The sequence below is a fragment of the Streptomyces sp. NBC_00490 genome (assembly GCF_036013645.1).
In the GTDB taxonomy this organism is placed as follows: domain Bacteria; phylum Actinomycetota; class Actinomycetes; order Streptomycetales; family Streptomycetaceae; genus Streptomyces; species Streptomyces canus_F.
Map to the genome: position 1 here is coordinate 2,574,279 of NZ_CP107869.1, position 19,984 is coordinate 2,594,262.

The following is a 19,984-nucleotide window of genomic DNA, read 5'->3' on the forward strand; positions in this document are numbered from 1 at the left end:
TCCCCGTCACCGACTCACACAGAGGTCAGAGGGCCGTCCATGGGACACAAAGGTGCCAAAGGCCGAGTCTAACGGGGTGGGGGTGTACGAATGCGCCCGTGGGCCGCTAGGCGAGATACGCCGGCGCCGCCACGGGCAACGTAAATCGGAACTCCGCGCCGCCCTCGGGGGCGCGGCCGACGGTGATGGTGCCGCCGTGGGCTTCGACGATGCCCTTGACGATGTACAGCCCGAGGCCCGTGCCGCCGCGCTTGCTGCCCCGCCAGAAGCGGGTGAAGACGCGGTTCATGGACTCCTCCGGGATGCCGGACCCCTCGTCGCTCACCGTGACCGACGTACCGACGTCCTCCCCTTCCCGGGGCGACGCCGAGGGCGTGACGTCAATCGTGACCGTTCCCTCGCCGTGGCGCACGGCATTTTCGAGCAGGTTGCTGAGCACCTGGTCGATCTTGTCGGGGTCGGCCCACAGCATGGGCAGCGGCTGCTCGATGCGCAGCAGGAACCGGTCGGCGGTCTGCCCGGCGGCGACGTAGGCCTGGATGTGCCGCCCCACCGCGGCGCCGATGTCGACGGGCTGGCGCCGCACCTCCAGGCGTCCGGAGTCGATGCGCGAGATGTCGAGCAGCTCGGCGATGAGCCGGGTGACCCGGTCGGCGTCGGCGTCGACGGTCTCCAGCATCAGCCGCTTCTGGTCGTCGGTGAACCGTTCCCACTTGGCGAGCAGTGTGGCGGTGAAGCCCTTGACGGAGGTGAGCGGTGAGCGCAGTTCATGGGCGACGGTGGCGATCAGTTCGGCGTGACTGCGCTCGGTGCGGCGCCTGGCCTCGGTGTCGCGGAGGCACACGACGACGCGGTGCACGGGCCCGAGGGGCTCGGTGCGTACGTACTGCGCGGAGACGAGGACCTCGTGTCCGCCGGGAAGGAGCAGATTCCGCTCGGGCTGGCGGCGCCGGATGGCGAGCCCCTCGTAGGGGTCCGTCACCTGCCACCAGCGCCGGCCTTCCAGGTCCTCTAACGGCAGCGCCTTGTCGAGCCGCTGTCCGAGGGCCTCGGCGGCGGGTACGGCGGTGATGCGCTGGGCGGCGGCGTTGAAGCAGACGACCCGGCCGTGCTCGTCGGCGACGACCAGTCCGTCGGGCAGGAGGTCGGGATCGATGCCGGGCCCGGCCAGGTCACCGGGGCCGGACGCGGACCCGTGCCGCATGTCCCGTGCTCCCGGTGCGCTGCTCGTGCCGACGCTCATATCCCCGTACCCCACCTCTTCGACGGAGGGCCCCCGAGCTGGTCACCCTACTAGCTCTCGGTGACGGAGCGGCACCCTCCGGAGGCGCGCTGTGCACGGGCCGACGCGTAGAGACATACGGCGGCGGCGGTCGCCAGGTTCAGGCTCTCGGCCTTCCCGTGGATCGGAACGCGCACGACGGCGTCCGCGAGCGCGCGGGTCTCCTGCGGGAGCCCCCACGCCTCGTTCCCGAAGATCCAGGCGGTCGGCCCGCCCATGGTCCCCTTGTCGAGCTCGTCGTCGAGGTCGTCGGTCCCGGCCCCGTCAGCGGCGAGGATCCGCACACCGGCGTCCTTGAGCCCCTGGACCGCCTGCTCCACGGGGACCCCGACGGCGACGGGGAGATGGAAGAGGGAGCCCACGGAGGCCCGTACGGCCTTGGGGTTGTAGAGATCCACGGACGCGTCGGTCAGGACGACGGCCTCGGCCCCGGCGGCGTCCGCGCACCGCAGCACGGTCCCGGCGTTCCCGGGGTCGCGGACGTTCGCGAGCACGGCGACGAGCCGGGGGCGGGCGGCGAGGATCTCCTCGAAGGGGGTGTCGAGGAACCGGCACACACCGACGAGCCCCTGCGGGGTGACGGTGGTGGAGATGTCGGCGATGACGTCCTCGGAGGCGAGGTGCACCCGCGCTCCGACGGCGCGGGCCTCCCCGATGATCTCCGCGTACCGTTCGGCGGCCTCGACGGTGGCGAACAACTCCACGAGTCCGTGCCCGGCGGCCTCCCGCACGGCCTGCGGCCCCTCGGCCAGGAACAGCCGCTCCTTGCCCCGGAAGTTCCGCTTGGCGAGCCGCCGGGCGGCGGAGACGCGGGGGGAACGGGGGGAGATCAGCTCGGGGGTTGCGGAGTGCATGAAGCTCACTTTCAGAACTACACAACAGGACCCGCAGGCCCAAGAGCCTGCGGGTCCCTCATGTCACGTCGGCGCAAAGCCAGGCGTCAGGCCGCCTTGGGGGCGTTGACGTCGGCCGGCAGGGCCTTCTGCGCGACCTCGACCAGCGCGGCGAACGCGGTGGCGTCGTTGACGGCCAGCTCGGCCAGGATCTTGCGGTCCACCTCGATGTTGGCGGCGTTCAGACCCTGGATGAGGCGGTTGTACGTCATGCCGTTCTGGCGGGCAGCGGCGTTGATGCGCTGGATCCACAGACGGCGGAAGTCGCCCTTGCGCTTCTTGCGGTCGTTGTAGTTGTAGACCAGCGAGTGGGTGACCTGCTCCTTGGCCTTGCGGTACAGGCGCGAACGCTGACCGCGGTAGCCGGAGGCCGCCTCGAGGATCGCCCGGCGCTTCTTGTGGGCGTTGACTGCCCGCTTGACGCGTGCCACTTGTTAACTCCTTGTAGCGGGGCCGTGGTGGGACTCACACGGCCCGGTATCGATGGGGTCCCGGTCCAGACGTACGGCGCTCAAGCGAAGCGCCGCGTACGTCACTTGCCGAGAAGCTTCTTGATCTTCGCGGCGTCGCCCGGGGCCATCTCGGCGGTGCCGGTGAGGCGGCGCGTCACGCGGGACGACTTGTGCTCGAGCAGGTGGCGCTTGCCGGCACGCTCGCGGAGCACCTTGCCGGAGCCGGTGATCTTGAAGCGCTTGCTGGCACCGCTGTGCGACTTGTTCTTCGGCATAGCGCCGTTCTCTCCTCTGGGTGGCGCTCCGGTGCCCGGTCGTGAAACCGGGCACGCGGTGGAGCGTCGCTCTTGTATCGGTTACGTCCTGGGGGACTCGCGTCCCCTGGGATCACGCCTCGGCGGGAGCCTCGGCAGGGGCCTCAGCAGGAGCCTCGGCAACAGCGTCAGCGACCTCGACGTCCTCGCCGTCAGCGTTCACGGCGTCGGGGTCCGCGGCGTTCTGCGACTTGCCGGGGTTGGCCTTCGCTTCAGCCTTGCGGGCTTCCTGCGCCTGGCGCGCCTCGGCCATCGCCTCGGTCTTCTTCTTGTGCGGACCGAGAACCATGATCATGTTTCGGCCGTCCTGCTTCGGGTTCGACTCAACGAAACCGAGGTCCTCGACGTCCGACGCGAGACGCTGCAGCAGTCGGTAGCCGAGTTCCGGCCGGGACTGCTCGCGACCACGGAACATGATCGTGATCTTGACCTTGTCGCCCTGCTTGAGGAACCGAACGACGTGACCCTTCTTGGTGTCATAGTCGTGCGGGTCGATCTTCGGCCGGAGCTTCATCTCCTTGATGACCGTGTGCGCCTGGTTCTTGCGCGCCTCACGGGCCTTCATGGCCGACTCGTACTTGAACTTCCCGTAGTCCATGAGCTTGCACACAGGCGGACGGGCGGTAGCCGCCACCTCGACCAGGTCCAGGTCGTACTCCTGCGCAAGCTCCAGTGCCTTGGCCAGCGGGACAATGCCCACCTGCTCGCCACTGGGACCGACAAGTCGCACCTCTGGAACGCGAATCCGGTCGTTGATGCGGGGCTCGGCGCTGATGGATCCTCCTCGGTTAGCACCACACGGCGGTCTGGCGGACAGCCGCGTTTGTCTCTTCTCGACAGACCTAACCGCGCCGAAGCACAAAAAATGCCCCGGACGATCACAAGACGGGGCTCCAAAACACTGCCGGAGCACCGCCGCGATGATCGCGGGGCGCGCATTCGGGCGACTCCATCGTCCGTACGGAACGATGGTGGCCGCCTGACCGGGGTGACCCGCCGTCCCGGGGGACGGTCAGGTGGGAGATCGGAGCCTCCACTTGTGGGCCGGGCACGCGAGTGTCCAGCCGGTCGTCAACCAGGTTAGCAGGATCGCTTGACAAGGACCAATTGGGGGAACGGCGGCACGGACCGCCTATCGTGTGGGCCATGAGTGACACCCCTCCTGAGTCCCCCGCCGACTTCGACGAGATGACCCGCGACATCGCCGAGGTCCCCGCCGTCGAGGTGATCGTGACGGTCGCCGTGAACCTGATGAGCGCCGCCGCGGTGAAGCTCGGTCTGACCGAGGAGGGCGACAAGTACAAGGACCTCGACGAGGCCCGCAAGCTGATCCACGCCCTGGCCGGTCTGCTGGACGGCAGCGCGACCGAGATCAGCTCCTTCCACGCGGCCCCGCTGCGCGACGGTCTGAAGTCCCTCCAGCTGGCGTTCCGCGAGGCGTCGGTCGTCCCGGACGAGCCGGGCCAGGGCCCGGGCGAGAAGTACACGGGCCCGGTCTACGGCTGAGTCCCTACCGCACGTACAAGGGCTCGCCCGGAGGCGTCGCCCCGGCCGGCAGCAGTGCCAGGTCGAGGCCGCGCACCAGGCGGGCCCTCAGCGTTTCGTCGGCGGCCAGCCGCCGGGCGACCGCGTGGACACCGGCGTCGTGCGGGACGACGGGGTCGAGGACCAGGGCGAGGGTGCCGTCCCCCTGGCCGGGTCCGAGATAGGCCCGCTCCACCGCGCGTACGTCGGCAACGGCGGCCCGTACCGCCGCCACGACCGCGGGGTCGGCGAGCGGGTCCGTCGTCGTACGCCCCTCGGCGAGGGCGAGCAGCGCCGGGCCGGTCAGCTCGAACGGCACCGGTCCGGCCAGGTCCAGGACGACCGTGTCCGCCTTCTCGTGCGCGGCGGCCTGGAGCGCCTGGTGCAGGGGTACGGCGACGGGGCGGGCCGCCGGGTCCCAGCGCGCCAGCGCGTCGGTGGACGTGAAGGCGGGCAGCGCGGTGCGGCCGCCGGCCTTCAGGGTCGGGACGGCCATGTCGCTGGTCTTCTCGCGGCGCAGTCCGTTCTCGTCCTCCTCGACCTCGCCGAGCACGGCCACGACGGGGACGAGCAGCCGGGCGCCCTTCAGCGCCTCCAGAACGGGTCCCACGGCGGTGCGGTCCTCGGCCCAGGCGGCGAGCGCCGCGCTCAGCCCGGGGTCGGCGGTGCCGTCGTCGTCGGAGAAGCCGGAGTCGGGAATGTTCTTGTTCGCCACGGTCACCGACCCTATAGGGGGGATGCTGCTGGGCTTGTGCGGCCCCGGAAACCTCTCCGTGACGGTCTTCACCGGAATCTCAGATTTCCCTGACACAGATCTAACTTTCGTCTAACGGCCCGCACAGCCGGGGGCCCGACCATCACGGTCATGGAGTCCTCCAGAGCCCGCCGAAGCCGTCGCTCGCGCCCGTCCCGGCGGCGCCCGCTGATGTACACCGCCCTCGCCTCCGTCGCGATCGTCGGTGCCACGGCCGGGGGCACCGTGTACGTGAAGGCGCAGGCGCACTCCGGCGCTCCCTCCGTATCGTCGGCCCCGTCGCCGGTCGCGGCGGCGAGGAGCGAGGAGGCATCGGTGGAGCCCGTGACGCAGTCGACGGTGGACCACGACAAGGCGCTCGCCACGGCCATGGAGTCGGTGACCGTGCCGGACCACGCGGACGTCTCGGTCGCCGTGCTCGACCTGGACTCCGGGGAGAGCGCCACGTACGGGGACGCCGCCTTCGACACGGCGAGCATCGTCAAGGTCGACATCCTGGCGGCGCTGCTGCTCCGGGCGCAGGACGAGGACCGGCATCTCACGACGGCCGAGAAGTCGTACTCCACCGCGATGATCGAGAACAGCGACAACGCCTCCGCGTCGGCGCTGTGGCGGATCATCGGGCAGGCCGAGGGGCTCGACGCGGCGAACGAGCGGCTCGGGCTCACCGGCACCGAGGGCGGTGACGGGATGCTGTGGGGGCTGACCCGGACCACGGCGGCGGATCAGCTCGCGTTGCTGCGGCAGGTGTTCGGCGACGACTCGGAGTTGAGCTCGGCGTCGCGGGAGTATGTGCGGGGGCTGATGGGGCGGATAGCCGTCGGCCAGGACTGGGGAGTCTCGGCCGCGGCGGACGGGTCCGCGTGGGCCTTGAAGAACGGCTGGCTGCCTCGCAGTACGACCGGTCTGTGGGACATCAACAGCATCGGGCGGGTCACGGCATCGGACGGGAGCGAATACCTCGTCGTCGCGCTGTCGAACGGCAACGCGACGAAGGAGAAGGGGATTTCACTCGTGGAGTCGGCGGCCCGGGCCGCGGTGTCGGTGTTCACGGGTTGAGCCTGGCCGGGTCGGCGGCTCAGAGTTCGTCGTGGTTTTCCCGACGGCCCCGCCACAGCACCACCGCCGCGATCAGCAGGACGCCGCCGGCGCCGCCCGCGAGCGGGGCCGCCCAGCCTGCCCCGTCGTCCTCCTCCTCGGCCGCGTCGGGGCCCGAGCCGAAGTACTTCTCGCCGTAGGACGCCGCTTGCAGGCCTTCCGGCTTCAGCTGGGCGGCTGCCTTGATCGCGGCGGCCGGGTCGACCAGGCCGTAGCCGCGGGAGTCGTCGCGGCCGCCGACGGGGGCGTCGCGGGCGGTGTCCTCCAGGAGCTTCTTGATCTGGGCCGGGGTCAGGCCGGGGTGGGCCGCCTTGACCAGGGCGACGGCGCCGGAGACGAAGGCCGAGGCGGCGCTGGTGCCCCAGCCCTCGTAGTACTTGTGGTCGGGGTCGGCGATGACGACCTTGTCGCCGGGGGCGCTGACCGTGGAGTACCAGCGGCGGGTGGAGAAGGCGGCGCGGGTGCCGTACCGGTCGACGGCGGTCGCGGCGATGACACCCGGGTAGGCGGCCGGGTAGGAGATGTGGTCGCCCTTCTCGCCGCCGTTGCCGGCCGAGGCGACGACGACGGAGCCCTTCTTGAGGGCGTACTGGACGGCCTCGTCCTCGGCGGGTTCGGGGTGGGCGGACTTGGAGTCGTCACCCAGGGAGAGGTTGATGACGTCGGCGCCGTGGTCGGCGGCCCAGCGGATGCCTTCGGCGAGGGCGTTGCCGCGGGTGTTGCGGGCCTTGCCGCGGGACGAGTCGCCGTCCTCCAGGATGACGCGGACGGGGAGGATCTTGGCCTCGGGGGCGATGCCCATCACGCCGTCGGCGTTGGCGTACCCGTGTCCGTGACCGGCGATGATGCCGGCCATCGCGGTGCCGTGGCGGGCCCAGGCGCGGTCGCCGCGGCTCGCTCCGAAGCCGACCATGTCCTTGCCTTCGAGGACGTTGCCGACGAGGTCGGGGTGGTCGTCCTCGACGCCGGTGTCGAGGACGGCGACGGTGATGCCCTTGCCCTTGGTGGTCTGCCAGGCCTCCTGGGTGTGCATGGCCTCGAGGGCCCACTGCTGAGCGCGGATGCCGTCGGCGTGCGCCGCGGTGGGCGGGACGAGGGCGAGACAGGCGGCGAGAAGGGCGCTGAGGAGGCCGGCGCGGCGGGTCATGGGGTTCACGACGGCTTCTCCGTGGCCGAGCTGACGGTCTTGCGGAAGCCGCGTTCGATGCGGTCGGCGAGGCCCTGGGCCTCGTGGCCGAGACCGGCCTGGGCGATGTCCGTGGTGGCGTCGGACGCCATGGCCTTCTCGGCGGGTTCCGGCTCGTCGACGCTGCGGCCGTCTGCCCAGCCGGAGACGGCGTAGGCGACGACGGGGGCGTCGGTGAGGACGGAGACGGCCCAGGAGGCCCGCTGCTTCCTGCCGAAGGCTGCGGCGACGGTGTTCTTGGCGGCGTAGGTCCGGGGCATGAGGTCGCTCCGGTCGCCGAGTTTCTCCTTGCCGAACCGGGTGTCGAGGGCGGTCATGCCGGCGGCGTCGGCCTTGGTGAAGAGGAGTCCGACGGTGGTGACGTAGCTCTGGGTGGCGTCGGTGTAGGTGGCGCGGAGCAGCCGCTGGCAGCCGACGGGGGCGAGTGCCTTGCGCAGCAGGGGGTCGAAGGCGTCCTTGCAGCCGCTGTCCGGGGCGACGGCGATCCGCGTCCAGGTCCGGTCTGCGCCGCCGGGGCCCGCGCCCTGTCCCTCGACGGTGGGCGGGAAGAGCTGGTCGACCGGAACGCCGTGCCACATCTCGGCCGCCGCCGCGAAGGCGTCCCCGGAACCGGCCGCGGCCGAGTCCCCGACGAGCCAACTCCCGGTCGCCGCACCGCCGATGAGCCCGAGCCCGAGCACGAGACAGACGGCCACACCGACGGCCCGCAGCCGGCCTCGCCCACGGAGGACGCGCGGCCGCGTCCGCTCGTCGTACCCCTCGGGCTGCCCGAACGACACGACGGGCCGCCCGGATCCAGGGGTGTCACCGGGTGCCGGCGGAGCGCTCCAGGAGAGAGAGGGATCGGGCTGCCGGGAGGACGGGCCCCCTCCTGGGGGTGCGGTACTGCCGAAGCCATCGGCAGCCACCGACTCCGACCGCAGCCCGGTCGCGGACGCACCGCCCGACGCCGAGCCCGGCCGGGAACCGGGCCGGGGCGAAACACCGGTCGGAGCACCGGGGGGCACCGCCGAGCCGGGCGCGGAGGACGGGCGGGGGCTTGTCCCAGCCGGAGAGCCGACGGGCGCCGCCGGGCCAGCCGCAGAGAACGGGCGGGTGCCTGGCCTCGGCGGTACGCCGGAGGACGCCGTCGGACCGTGCGTAGACGACGGGCGGGTGCCTGACCTGGGCGGTGCGCCGGAGGACGTCGTCGGACCGGGCGCAGACGACGGACGGGTGTCTGGCCTCGACGGTATGCCGGAGGACGTCATGGGACCGGGCGTGAAGGACGGCCGAGGGCTTGACCCAGGCGGTGAGCCGGCGGGCGCCGCCGGACCAGGCCCGGAGGACGGGCGAGGGCTCGACCCAGGCGGTGAGCCGGCGGGCGCCATCGGGCCGGGCCCGGAGGGCTGGCGAGGGCTTGACCCAGGCGGTGAGTCGGCGGGTGTCGTAGGGCCAGCCGCAGAGAACGGGCGGGTGCCTGGCCTCGGCGGTACGCCGGAGGACGTCGTCGGACCGGGCGCGGACGACGGGCCGCTGCCAGGCCCGGGCGATGAGCCGGCGGGCGTCGTCGGGCCAGGCGCGGAGGACGGGCGGGTGCCAGGCCCGGGCGGTGCGCCAGCGGGCGTCGTCGGGCTGGGCGCCGAGGATGCGCGGGGTGGTGTGGCGGGGGGTGCGGGGCGGCCCAGGGGGGTGACCGGTACCGGGCGGAGGCGGAAGGTGGTCTCGAAGGACGTTTCCGGGGGTGTCGCGGGGGTGTCCCGGCCGGGGGCCGGGGGCGTGTCCGGGAAGCGTGCGGAGGCCCTCGGCGGGGGCGGGGTCGAGGGGGCGGGGTCGCCGGAGGACGGGGCGCGCAGGCGGGGGAAGCGGGGAGGCGTGTCCAGGGAGGTGTCACGGGCCGGTTCCGCGGTCTCGCCGCTCGCGGGCACCGTACGCGCTTCCGTACCCGATGCCTGGGCCGGTGGCCGTGCCTCGGTGCTGCCCGGGGCGCGCCCGGGCTCCTCGGGGTCCGTCTTCGGAGGGGTCGTGGGGCGTGGGGGTGCCGTGGGGCGCGGAGGGATGGAGGCGTGCCGCGCTTCCGTGCTCATGCGCCCCCCGTTTCCCTTGTGCCCGGGTCCGTCGTGGTGCCCGGTGCGAACAGGCCCGCCCGGGCACGCATACCCGCACGGACGGACCGGCATCCCCTGACTCGGGCCCCTGCCGTCCTCACATGCGTGCGCGTCACTCTACGGGTTGTCCCCGGCCGGACGGGAACCAGTCCACGAGCCCGGGGCTTTAGCCCGGAACGTCCCCCTACCCTGCGGTAATCCTGTCTGGCAGGCTTCGTTCATGACTGCGCGCGCCGCCGACCGGGCCCGGTACGACCGGGCCACCGCTCATCTCGACGCTCCTTTGGCGATCGTGGATCTGGACGCCTTCGACGCGAACGCGGACGATCTCGTCCGCCGGGCCGGCGGGAAGCCGATCCGTGTGGCCAGCAAGTCCGTGCGGTGCCGGGCGCTGCTCGAACGCGTCCTCGCCAAGGACGGTTTCGCGGGCCTCATGTCCTTCACCCTGGCCGAATCCCTGTGGCTGGCCCGCTCCGGCTTCGACGACATCCTGCTCGCCTACCCCTCCGCCGACAGCACCGGGTACGCCGAGCTGACCTCGGACCCCAAGCTCGCCGCCGCCGTGGCCGTCATGGTCGACGACGTCGCACAGCTCGACCTCATCGACCGCTCCCGGGACGGCGGAGGTGAAGTCGTCCGCGTCTGCCTGGAGTTGGACACCTCCCTCAAGCTCCTCGGCGGCCGGGTGCGGGTGGGCGCGCGCCGCTCCCCGCTGCACTCCCCCGCCCAGGTCGCCGACCTCGCCCGCGCGATCGCCCGGCGGCCCGGGTTCAAGGTCGTCGGGATCATGGCGTACGAGGGTCATATCGCCGGTGTGGGCGACTCCGTCGCCGGGCATCCGTTCCGGTCCCGTGCCGTGCGGCTGATGCAGGCCACCGCCCGCAAGGAGCTCGCCGAGCGGCGGGCGGCGGTGGTGCGTGCCGTTCGGTCCGTCGTGCCCGACCTGGAGTTCGTGAACGGCGGCGGTACCGGCAGCGTCCAGACCACCGCCGCCGAGGACGCCGTCACGGAGATCGGGGCCGGGTCGGGGCTGTACGTGCCGCGGCTCTTCGACAACTACACGTCGTTCAGCGGGCGTCCGGCCGCGCTCTTCGCCCAGCCCGTCGTGCGCCGGCCCGGCGTCGGTGTCGTCACGGTGCTCGGGGGCGGCTATCCGGCCTCCGGCGCGCCCGGGCCCGACCGGCTCCCGGTGCCGTATCTGCCCGAGGGGCTGAAGTACGACCCCCAGGAGGGGCCCGGCGAGGTGCAGACGCCGCTGCTCGGCTCGCCCGCCGACGATCTCCTGCTCGGGGACAAGGTGTGGTTCCGGCACGCGAAGGCCGGGGAGCTGTGCGAGCGGTTCGACGTGCTGCATCTGATCGAGGGCGACACCGTCACCTCGACCGTCCCGACCTATCGGGGCGAGGGCCGGACGTTCCTGTAGGTCAGTCCGTGGGGCCGATGCTGCTGCCCACGCCGCCGCCGTTCGCGTCGCCGCTGGACCGGATGCCCTTGGTGATCCGGTCCATGTCGGCGAGCGGTGGCCCGTCCTCGCCGGCGTCGAAGACGTAGCGCACGACGACCGGGGACTCGGTGCCGACGCTGGACTGGAAGGCCATGGACTGGACGTAACCGCCGGGCCCCTTGGCCGTCCTGACGCGCCAGCGGACGAGATACCCGGCACGGCCCGCCACGGCGACCGGACCGGACTTCACGACCTCGTGCGACTCGATCCCGCCGAAGGGCCGCCTGCCGACGAGATCGCGGTCGTAGGCGTCGTCGGCCGCGTCGGAGATGTCGGCCTTGGCGAGGGCCTCGGGGGACGTCTCGTCGTTCGAGGTCACCGTGCGCGAGATGACGAGGCCGTGCCGGCACAGTCCGGAGTCGCCGGGGCAGTCGTAGGTGCCGTCGGTGGACATGAGGACGTCTTTGTCGACGATGTACTGCGGTCGCACCCAGCCGTCGAGCAGCGGCACGGTGATGCCGTTGAGCTGGTCCTCGACGACGGCCGGGTCGTCGGCGGAGGGCTCGCCGGTGGACGGCGTCGGCGTGGGCGTGGGCGTCCGGCTCGTCGGTGCGAAGGTGGGGGTGATGGACTCGGTCACCGTCGTGCTGTCCTCGGCGCCCTCGTCGTCCCGCAGGACGAACGCTCCCGTCACGATCGCCGCGACCAGGACCGCCCCGGCCGTGGCGAGGGCGATGACCTTCGCGCGCCCCGGGGCCTCGCCGCCCGGCGGCCGCCCCGGCACCGCGGGCACCGGCGGCGGGCCCACGGGTGCGGGCTCGCGCCGGTGCTCGGTCCAGGCCGTGCCGTCCCACCAGCGTTCCAGTTGCGGATGGCTGGGGTCGCGGTACCAGCCGGGCGGGGGCGTCATGCTCATCCCGGCACTCTAGGCCGACAGGTCCTGGGCCGCAGGCCTACAGGGGTGTGACGTAGGCCCCCGAGATTCCGCCGTCGACGAGGAAGTCGCTGGCGTTCACGAACGAGGAGTCGTCGCTGGCCAGGAAGGCGACGGCGGCGGCGATCTCCTCGGCCTCGGCGAAGCGGCCGAGCGGGATGTGGACGAGGCGGCGGGCGGCGCGCTCGGGGTCCTTGGCGAACAGTTCCTGAAGGAGGGGGGTGTTGACCGGGCCGGGGCACAGGGCGTTCACGCGGATGCCCTCCCGTGCGAACTGCACGCCCAGTTCACGGGACATGGCGAGCACACCGCCTTTGGACGCGGTGTAGGAGATCTGGGACGTGGCCGCGCCCATCCTCGCCACGAAGGACGCCGTGTTGATGATGGAGCCCTTGCCCTGGCGCCGCATGTAGGGGATCGCGGCCTTGCAGCACAGGTAGACGGAGGTCAGGTTGACCTCCTGGACGCGCTTCCAGGCCTCGAGGCCGGTCTCCAGGATGGAGTCGTCGTCGGGCGGGGAGATGCCCGCGTTGTTGAAGGCGATGTCGACGCTGCCGTAGGTGTCGTACGCCGTCTTGAACAGCGCCTCGACCTGTTCGGGGTCGGTGACGTCGACCTTCACGAAGATCCCGCCGACGTCGTCGGCGGCCGCCTTGCCGCGCTGCTCGTCGACGTCGCCGCAGACCACGTGCGCGCCCTCGGAGGCGAGCCGGCGGGCGGTGGCGAGACCGATGCCGCTGCCGGCCCCGGTGATGACGGCGGTACGGCCTACCAGGCGTCGGCAGACAATCTCTTCGGTCACTGTGTCGGGCCCTCCGTACTGATGAAGACGTTCTTGGTTTCGGTGAAGGCGGCCAGGGCGTCCGGGCCGAGCTCCCGGCCCACGCCGGACTGCTTGTAGCCGCCGAAGGGCGTCCAGTAGCGGACGCTGGAGTGGGAGTTGACGGACAGGTTGCCGGCCCGGACCGCGTGGGAGAGGCGGAGCGCGCGGCCGACGTCCCGGGTCCAGATGGAGCCGGAGAGGCCGTAGGGAGTGTCGTTGGCGAGCCGGATCGCGTCCTGCTCGTCGGTGAAGGGCAGGAGCACGGCCACGGGTCCGAAGATCTCCTCCCGGGCCGCGTCGGAGTCGTGCCGCTCCCCCGTGAGGACGGTCGGCGCGAACCAGAAGCCGGGCCCTTCGGGGGCGCTGCCGCGCAGGGCGGGGGCGTCGTCCGGCACGAAGGACCGTACGCGGTCCAGCTGCTGACGGGAGATCAGCGGCCCCATCTGGGTCTTCTCGTCGGCCGGGTCGCCCACGACGACGGCGGCCAGCGCGTCGGCGAGCAGCTCGCGGACCTCGTCGTACACGGACTCCTGGACCAGGATGCGGGTGCGGGCGCAGCAGTCCTGGCCGGAGTTGTCGAGGAAGGAGAAGGGGTCGACGGCGGTCTTGAGGTCGGCGTCGGCGAAGACGATGTTCGGGCTCTTGCCGCCGAGTTCGAGGGTGACCGGCTTGACCTGGTCGGCGCAGAGGGCCATGACGCGCTTGCCGACCCGCGTGGAGCCGGTGAAGACGATCTTGGCGACGCCGGGGTGCCGTACGAGAAAGTCGCCCGCGATGTCGCCGCGGCCCGGCAGGACCTGGAAGAGGTGTTCCGGGAGCCCGGCCTCCAGGGCGAGTTCGGCGAGGCGCAGCGCGGTCAGCGGGGTGGTCTCGGCGGGCTTGAGGATCACGGCGTTGCCCGCCGCGAGGGCCGGGGCGGTGCCCCAGGCGGCGATCGGCATGGGGAAGTTCCAGGGCGCGATCACCGCGACGACGCCCAGTGGTTCCAGGAGGGTGACGTCGAGGCCGCCGGGCACGGGGATCTGCCGGCCCGTGAGCCGCTCCACTCCGCCGGCGGCGTAGTCGAGGAGGTCACGGACGTTGCCGGCCTCCCAGCGGGCGTTGCCGATGGTGTGGCCTGCCTCGCGTACCTCCAACCGCGCGAGTTCCTCCACGTGTTCGTCGACGACGGCGGCGAAGCGGCGCAGCAGCCTGGCCCGGTCGGCGGGCGCGAGGGCCGCCCAGGCGCGCTGGGCCCGGTCGGCCCGGTGGACGGCGGCGTCGACGTCCTGCTCGACGGCGCCCGGGACGGTGGCGATGACCTCCTCCGTCGCGGGATTGAGGACGTCCAGTTCGTACGGTTGCGACAAGAGATGCCTCACATGCGTTCGAAGGAGCGGCGCAGCTCCCAGTCGGTCACCGCGGCGTCGAAGGCGTCCAGTTCGACGCGTGCCATGTTGCGGTAGTGGGCCACGACCTCGTCACCGAAGGCGGCCTTGGCGATGGGGCTGTTCTCCCAGAGCTCGGCGGCCTCGCGCAGCGTGGTGGGGACGTGGGCGTAGTCGGCGGTGTAGGCGTTGCCGGTACAGGCCTCGGGCAGTTCCAGCTTCTGCTCGATGCCGTACAGGCCCGCCGCCACCAGTCCGGCGACCGCGAGGTGGGGATTGACGTCACCGCCGGGCAGCCGGTTCTCGAATCGCATCGAGCGGCCGTGGCCGACGACGCGCAGGGCGCAGGTGCGGTTGTCGTGGCCCCAGGCGACGGCGGTCGGGGCGAAGGAGCCGGGCTGGAACCGCTTGTACGAGTTGATGTTGGGGGCGTAGAGCAGGGAGAAGTCCCGCAGGGCGGCGAGCTGTCCGGCGAGGAAGTGCCGCATGACCTCGGACATACCGCCGTTGTCGGCCATCACGTTGTTGCCGGCCGTGTCCGTGAGCGAGAGGTGGATGTGGCAGGAGTTGCCCTCGCGCTCGTTGTACTTGGCCATGAAGGTGATCGAGACGCCTTCCTGGGCGGCGATCTCCTTGGTGCCGGTCTTGTAGATGGCGTGCTGGTCGCAGGTGACCACGGCCTCGTCGTACTTGAACACGATCTCGTGCTGGCCCGGGTTGCACTCGCCCTTGGCGGACTCGACGACGAGGCCGGCGCCGGTCATCTCGTTGCGGATACGGCGGAGCAGGGGCTCGATGCGGCCGGTACCGAGCACCGAGTAGTCGATGTTGTACTGGTTCGCCGGGGTCAGCCCTCGGTAGCCCGCGTCCCAGGCCTGTTCGTAGGTGTCCTTGAAGACGATGAACTCCAGCTCGGTGCCGACCATGGCGGTGTAGCCGAGTTCGGCGAGGCGCTCCAGCTGGCGGCGCAGGATCTGGCGCGGGGCGGCGACCACGGGTGAGCCGTTGTCCCAGGCGAGGTCGGCGATGAGCATGGCCGTGCCGGCGTTCCAGGGGACGCGGCGCAGTGTGGACAGGTCGGGGTGCATGGCGAAGTCGCCGTAACCGCGGTCCCAGGAGGACATGGCGTAGCCGTCGACGGTGTTCATCTCGGTGTCGACGGCGAGGAGGTAGTTGCAGCCCTCGGTGCCGTGGTGGAGCACCTCGTCGAGGAAGAAGCGGGCGGCGAACCTCTTGCCCTGGAGCCGCCCTTGCATGTCGGGAAAGGCCAGGACGACAGTGTCGATCTCACCGCCGGCGACGAGGGCGTGCAGCTCCTCGACGCTGAGCGGGGGTGTGCGTTCTGCCACGGGAGGGCTCCTTCGGGCTTCTGCGCTTTTTTCGGCCGGGCCGGAAGCCATAAGGTATTGCGGAGAACCATTGCTTGGGAAGGGGGGACGACGGGATGTCGCTGGATCCGGAGGACGACCTGGAGGACCGGTTGACGCCGGTGCTGCGGCCGGTACGGGCGGGCAACGGCTTCGAGGAGGCCTTGGAGCAGATCCTGCAGGTCGTACGGCTCGGTCTGGTGCCGGGGGGAGAACGGCTGCCGGCCGAGCGGGAGCTGGCGGAGCGGCTCGGGATCAGCCGGGTGACGCTGCGCGAGGTGTTGAAGGTGCTCCAGGACCAGGGGCTGGTGGAGTCGCGGCGCGGGCGGTACGGCGGGACGTTCGTGCTGCGGAAGTCGGACGCCGGTGGTGAGGACGAGCTGCGGCGGCGGATCTCCGCGGTCGACATCGAGGACGTGCTGCGGTTCCGCGAGGTGCTGGAGGTGGGGGCGGCGGGTCTGTGCGCGGCGCACGGGCTCGCGGACGACCAGGCGGAGCGGCTGCGCGAGGCGCTGGCCCGCACGCAGGACGCTCCGCTGGCGGACTACCGGCGCCTGGACACGATGCTGCACCTGACGCTGGCCGAGTTGTGCGGCTCACCGTCGTTGACCGCGCAGTACGCGGCGGTCCGGGCCACGGTGAACGATCTGCTGGACTGCATCCCGCTCCTGGTCCGCAACCTCGAACACTCCCAACGCCAGCACACCGCGCTGGTGGAGGCGGTGCTGGACGGGGACGCGGACGGGGCGCGGGAGATGATGCGGGAGCACTGCGGGGGGACGGCGGCCCTGCTCAGGGGGTTCCTGGCGTGACGGCGGCCTCCGTGCGGCCCGGAGGTCTTGCCTCCGCGGGCACCTCTCGACAAAGGTATGGAAACAATCCTTTGCCGGACCGGGAGGGCGCATGGCGGGCAGACCGCTGATCGGCATCAGTACGTATCTGGAGGCCGGGGCACGCTGGGGCAACTGGGAGCTGGCGGCGGCGCTGCTGCCCGTCGGGTATCCGCGGCTCGTGCAGCGGGCGGGCGGGCTGGCCGCGATGCTGCCGCCGGACGCGCCCGGGCATGCCGCCGAGGCCGTGGCGCGTCTCGACGGGCTGGTGATCGCGGGCGGCCCGGACGTCGATCCGGTGCGCTTCGGCGCCGAGCGCGACCCCCGTACCGGGCCGCCGGCACCGGAGCGCGACGCCTGGGAGCTCGCCCTCATCGACGCCGCCCTCGCCGCGGGTATCCCCCTGCTCGGGATCTGCCGGGGCATGCAGCTGCTGAACGTCGCAGTCGGCGGCACCCTCGTCCAGCACATCGAGGGGCACGCGGAGGTGGTCGGCGCCTTCGGATGGCACTCCGTGAAACCGGTGCCGGGGACGCTGTACGCCGATGTCGTCCCGGAGGAGACATCCGTACCCACGTACCACCACCAGGCCGTGGACCGCCTGGGCACCGGCCTCCTGGAATCGGCCCACGCACCGGACGGAACGGTGGAAGCCGTCGAACTCCCCTCCTCCGACTGGGTGTTGGGGGTCCAGTGGCATCCGGAGATGGGCGAGGACCTACGAGTGGTACGAGGCTTGGTGCAGGCGGCGGGAGCCTGAACCGGGCCTACCGGATCCGACCTCGCAGCCATGCCGACGCCGCTGCCCCTACCCCCGCGTCAGCGACAGCAACTCCCGTGCCGGTCCCACCGGGCGGTGGCCCGTGGGCCATACCGCCCTCAAGTCCCGTGCCAGGGAGACTCCTTCCACCGGTACCCGGACCAGGCGGCGCATCGCCAGTTCCTCGCCCACCGCCAACTCGCTCAGGACCGCCGGACCGGCGCCGCTGACGGCTGCCGCCTTCACGGCGGTGGTGGAGGACAGTTCGATCAACGGGCGTGCCAGGCCGCCCAGTGCCGCGTCCAGGACCTGCCGCGTGCCCGAGCCCTTCTCCCGCAGGATCAACGGGGTCACCGCCAGTTCGTCCGCCGCCAGGGGGCGTCGGCGGCGGGCCCAGGGGTGGGCCGGGGCGGTCACCACGATCAGGTGGTCGTGGGCGATCACGACCGAGTCGAGGCCCGTCGGGACGTTCAGGCCCTCCACGAATCCCAGGTCGGCCTCGTCCGAGAGCAGCCGGGCGGCCACCGCCGCCGAGTTGCCGGCCAGCAAGGACACCGCCGTGTCCGGACGCTGGGCGCGCAGCGCCAACAGCCAGCCCGGGAGCAGATACTCCGCGATCGTCATGCTCGCCGCGACCCGCAGCCGCGAGTCCCGCCGGTCCCGCAACGCCTGCGCCCCCACGTCGAACGCCTCCGCGGCCTCCACGATCCGCCGTGCCCAGTCCGTCACCAGGGCGCCCGCGTCCGTGAGACGGGACCCGCGCGGTGAGCGGTCCACCAGCGCCACCCCCAGCTGACGTTCCATCGAGCGAATGCGGCTGCTGGCCGCCGGCTGGGTGATGCCGGTCTCCCGCGCCGCCGCGCCCAGGCTGCCGAGCCGGGCCACCGCCAGCAGCAGCTCCAGCGCCCCCAGGTCGGGGACGCGGTGCGCCAGCATGCCACCGGGGGTCGAGGGAGAGCCCTCCCGCTCACTGCTCATAAATCCAGTTTATGTCCTCATAGAGACGTCGTCCCTGGTGGCGGCCGCACCCTCACGGGATCGTCGAACCATGGTCACCGCAGCCCAGCCCCTTCTCCCCCGTGCCACCGCACGACCCCCGCGTGCCGTCGCCGTCCGTCACCTCGGACCCAACTGGTACGCCACCGTCATGGGCACCGCCGTCGTCGCCACCGCCGGAGCCGGACTGCCGGTCTCCGTCCCCGGTCTGCGCACCGCCCTCACCGGCGTCTGGGCGCTCTCCCTCGCCCTCCTCGCCGTCCTGCTCTGCGCCCGCGCCCTGCACTGGACCCACCACCGGGACCAGGCCCGCGCCCATCTCCTCGACCCGGCCATGGCGCCCTTCTACGGCTGTCTCTCCATGGCCCTCCTCGCCGTCGGCGGCGGCGCCCTCACCGTCGGCTCCGACTGGATCGGCACCCGGGCCGCGGTCGCTCTCGACGCCGTGCTGTTCACCGCCGGCACGGCCATCGGCCTCGCCGCCGCCGTCGCCGTCCCGTACCTCATGGCCGTACGCCATCGCGTCGAGCCGTCACAAGCCACTCCCGTGTGGCTGCTGCCGCTCGTCGCGCCCATGGTGTCGGCCGCGCTCGGTCCGCTGCTCGTGCCCCGTCTCCCGGCCGGGCAGGCGCGGGAGACCCTACTGCTCGCGTGCGTGGCCCTGTTCGGGATCAGCCTGCTCGCGACCCTGCTCATGCTGCCGCTGGTCTTCGGGCGGCTCGTCACCGGCGGTCCGCTGCCGCTCGCCCTCACCCCGACCCTGTTCCTGGTGCTGGGCCCGCTGGGGCAGTCCACCACCGCCGTCAACCACTTCGCGGACGTCGCGCCCGGTGTCGTACCGACGCCCTACAGCGGCGGCTTCGGCGTCCTCGCCGTGCTCTACGGCGTGCCGGTGATGGGGTTCGCGCTGCTGTGGTTCGCGCTCGCCACCGCGCACGTCCTGCGCGCCCGGCGGGAGGGCATGGGATTCGCGATGACGTGGTGGGCCTTCACCTTCCCGGTCGGCACCTGTGTCACCGGGGCGGAGGGACTGGCCCGGCACACCGGACTGCTCGCCTTCCAGTGGCTCGCGGTCGCGCTGTACGTCGTTCTCGTCGCCGCCTGGACTGTCGCCGCCCTGCACACCGTGCGCGGGCTGCTCAGCGGTGCGCTGCTCGCAGGGCCCGCGTCAGCAGCCGTGGCGCTTCGCTGAGGGAGGGGCCGTACCAGGTGAGGTGCCGGCCGCTGACGAGGGCGCAGGGCAGTCCCGGGAACGCCTCCGGGCCGTCGTGCGCGGTGAAGCGGTAGGGCTCGTCCGGGAGGACGACGACGTCCGGTGCCGCCGCGTTCAGGTCGTCGACCGGGATCCGCGGATAGCGCTCGGGGTGCGTCGCGTACACATGGTCCACGCCCAGGCGCGCCAGCACATCGCCGGCGAAGGTGTCGCGCCCCAGCACCATCCAGGGGCGGCGCCAGATGGGGACCACCGCCGTCATGGCGGACCCCGGTTCCGGCAGGGCCGACCACGTCCGCTCCGCCTCGTCCAGCCAGCGCGGCCGTCCCCGCGCACCGCACGCCTCAAGGACCCGTGCCAGTTCCCGGAAGGCCTGCGGGACGTCCCTCACCTCGGTCACCAGGACCTCGACGCCCGCCTCGCGCAGCGCGGCGAGGTCCGGCTCCCGGTTCTCCTCCTCGTTGGCGATCACCAGGTCGGGAGCGAGGGCGAGGACACGGTCGGTCCCGGGGTTCTTGGTGCCGCCCACGCGCACGACGTCGAGGTCCGCCGGGTGGGCGCACCAGTCGGTGGCGCCGACCAGAACACCGGGGACGGAACGGGCGACCGCCTCCGTCAGGGACGGGACGAGGGAGACGACCCTCACGGTGCGGCCCCCTC

Annotated in this window: 19 protein-coding genes and 1 pseudogene; 6 read left to right on the forward strand and 14 right to left on the reverse strand. The window is 72.2% G+C overall.

The features are described from left to right. Window positions 1-106: 106 nt before the first annotated feature. From OG381_RS11520 to infC, 5 genes and pseudogenes are all read right to left on the reverse strand, one after another. A complete protein-coding gene (locus OG381_RS11520) occupies window positions 107-1,243 on the reverse strand; it encodes a sensor histidine kinase (protein ID WP_327716017.1) in 1,137 nt (378 codons plus the stop codon). 50 nt (window positions 1,244-1,293) lie between these two features. Next, entirely contained in the window at window positions 1,294-2,136 is an 843-nt protein-coding gene (locus OG381_RS11525; RefSeq protein WP_327716018.1) for a TrmH family RNA methyltransferase, read from the reverse strand. 86 nt (window positions 2,137-2,222) lie between these two features. After that, the gene (gene rplT / locus OG381_RS11530) at window positions 2,223-2,606 is read right to left on the reverse strand and encodes a 50S ribosomal protein L20 (protein WP_171142660.1); all 384 of its coding nucleotides are present in this window, start codon (window positions 2,604-2,606) and stop codon (window positions 2,223-2,225) included. A gap of 101 nt (window positions 2,607-2,707) precedes the next feature. Then, window positions 2,708-2,902, reverse strand: coding sequence for a 50S ribosomal protein L35 (gene rpmI, locus OG381_RS11535; RefSeq protein WP_006374321.1), 195 nt, complete (start codon window positions 2,900-2,902; stop codon window positions 2,708-2,710). Between the two features lie 112 nt (window positions 2,903-3,014). Next, window positions 3,015-3,741, reverse strand: a pseudogene (infC, locus tag OG381_RS11540) (translation initiation factor IF-3). Between the two features lie 346 nt (window positions 3,742-4,087). Here infC and OG381_RS11545 point away from each other — a divergent pair. Continuing rightward, the gene (locus tag OG381_RS11545; RefSeq protein WP_327716019.1) at window positions 4,088-4,447 is read left to right on the forward strand and encodes a DUF1844 domain-containing protein; all 360 of its coding nucleotides are present in this window, start codon (window positions 4,088-4,090) and stop codon (window positions 4,445-4,447) included. A 4-nt stretch (window positions 4,448-4,451) separates the two neighbouring features. Here OG381_RS11545 and OG381_RS11550 read toward each other — a convergent pair whose 3' ends face one another. Next, on the reverse strand, window positions 4,452-5,180 hold the full coding sequence (locus OG381_RS11550; protein ID WP_327716020.1) for an SseB family protein: 729 nt from the start codon (window positions 5,178-5,180) through the stop codon (window positions 4,452-4,454). Window positions 5,181-5,330: 150 nt separating this feature from the next. Between OG381_RS11550 and OG381_RS11555 the strand changes: the two genes are divergently transcribed. Further along, window positions 5,331-6,278, forward strand: coding sequence for a serine hydrolase (locus OG381_RS11555; RefSeq protein WP_327716021.1), 948 nt, complete (start codon window positions 5,331-5,333; stop codon window positions 6,276-6,278). A 19-nt stretch (window positions 6,279-6,297) separates the two neighbouring features. Here the strand turns inward: OG381_RS11555 and mycP are convergent, their stop codons facing one another. Together mycP and OG381_RS11565 are read right to left on the reverse strand one after the other, a co-directional pair. After that, a complete protein-coding gene (mycP, locus tag OG381_RS11560) occupies window positions 6,298-7,464 on the reverse strand; it encodes a type VII secretion-associated serine protease mycosin (RefSeq protein ID WP_327722440.1) in 1,167 nt (388 codons plus the stop codon). A gap of 5 nt (window positions 7,465-7,469) precedes the next feature. Continuing rightward, complete coding sequence (locus OG381_RS11565; RefSeq protein WP_327716022.1) at window positions 7,470-8,282, reverse strand: hypothetical protein; 813 nt, start codon at window positions 8,280-8,282, stop codon at window positions 7,470-7,472. Between the two features lie 1,528 nt (window positions 8,283-9,810). Between OG381_RS11565 and OG381_RS11570 the strand changes: the two genes are divergently transcribed. Next, on the forward strand, window positions 9,811-11,013 hold the full coding sequence (locus OG381_RS11570) for an amino acid deaminase/aldolase (RefSeq protein WP_327716023.1): 1,203 nt from the start codon (window positions 9,811-9,813) through the stop codon (window positions 11,011-11,013). 1 nt (window position 11,014) lies between these two features. Here OG381_RS11570 and OG381_RS11575 read toward each other — a convergent pair whose 3' ends face one another. From OG381_RS11575 to OG381_RS11590, 4 genes are read right to left on the reverse strand one after another with little or no spacing between them, the layout of a single operon-like run. After that, entirely contained in the window at window positions 11,015-11,944 is a 930-nt protein-coding gene (locus tag OG381_RS11575; RefSeq protein ID WP_327722441.1) for a DUF2510 domain-containing protein, read from the reverse strand. Window positions 11,945-11,987: 43 nt separating this feature from the next. After that, complete coding sequence (locus OG381_RS11580) at window positions 11,988-12,770, reverse strand: 3-oxoacyl-ACP reductase (RefSeq protein WP_327716024.1); 783 nt, start codon at window positions 12,768-12,770, stop codon at window positions 11,988-11,990. Further along, window positions 12,767-14,140, reverse strand: coding sequence for an aldehyde dehydrogenase family protein (locus tag OG381_RS11585; RefSeq protein WP_327716025.1), 1,374 nt, complete (start codon window positions 14,138-14,140; stop codon window positions 12,767-12,769). Before OG381_RS11585 ends, OG381_RS11580 begins: the two co-directional genes overlap by 4 nt. Window positions 14,141-14,148: 8 nt before the next feature. Further along, a complete protein-coding gene (locus tag OG381_RS11590) occupies window positions 14,149-15,507 on the reverse strand; it encodes a glutamine synthetase family protein (RefSeq protein WP_327716026.1) in 1,359 nt (452 codons plus the stop codon). Between the two features lie 95 nt (window positions 15,508-15,602). Between OG381_RS11590 and OG381_RS11595 the strand changes: the two genes are divergently transcribed. Next, entirely contained in the window at window positions 15,603-16,337 is a 735-nt protein-coding gene (locus tag OG381_RS11595) for a FadR/GntR family transcriptional regulator (RefSeq protein ID WP_307033069.1), read from the forward strand. Window positions 16,338-16,428: 91 nt separating this feature from the next. Next, a complete protein-coding gene (locus OG381_RS11600) occupies window positions 16,429-17,115 on the forward strand; it encodes a gamma-glutamyl-gamma-aminobutyrate hydrolase family protein (RefSeq protein ID WP_327716027.1) in 687 nt (228 codons plus the stop codon). Between the two features lie 48 nt (window positions 17,116-17,163). On the opposite strand, the gene OG381_RS11605 is transcribed toward OG381_RS11600, so the two are convergent. After that, window positions 17,164-18,093, reverse strand: coding sequence for a LysR family transcriptional regulator (locus OG381_RS11605; RefSeq protein ID WP_307033063.1), 930 nt, complete (start codon window positions 18,091-18,093; stop codon window positions 17,164-17,166). 70 nt (window positions 18,094-18,163) lie between these two features. On the opposite strand from OG381_RS11605, the gene OG381_RS11610 reads away from it, so the two are divergent. Next, window positions 18,164-19,303 (forward strand): TDT family transporter, encoded by a 1,140-nt coding sequence (locus OG381_RS11610; protein WP_327716028.1) that lies wholly within the window; start codon window positions 18,164-18,166, stop codon window positions 19,301-19,303. Here the strand turns inward: OG381_RS11610 and OG381_RS11615 are convergent. After that, on the reverse strand, window positions 19,251-19,970 hold the full coding sequence (locus OG381_RS11615; RefSeq protein ID WP_327716029.1) for a helical backbone metal receptor: 720 nt from the start codon (window positions 19,968-19,970) through the stop codon (window positions 19,251-19,253). The two genes, OG381_RS11610 and OG381_RS11615, sit on opposite strands and share 53 nt — an antisense overlap. Between the last annotated feature and the right edge of the window lie 14 nt (window positions 19,971-19,984).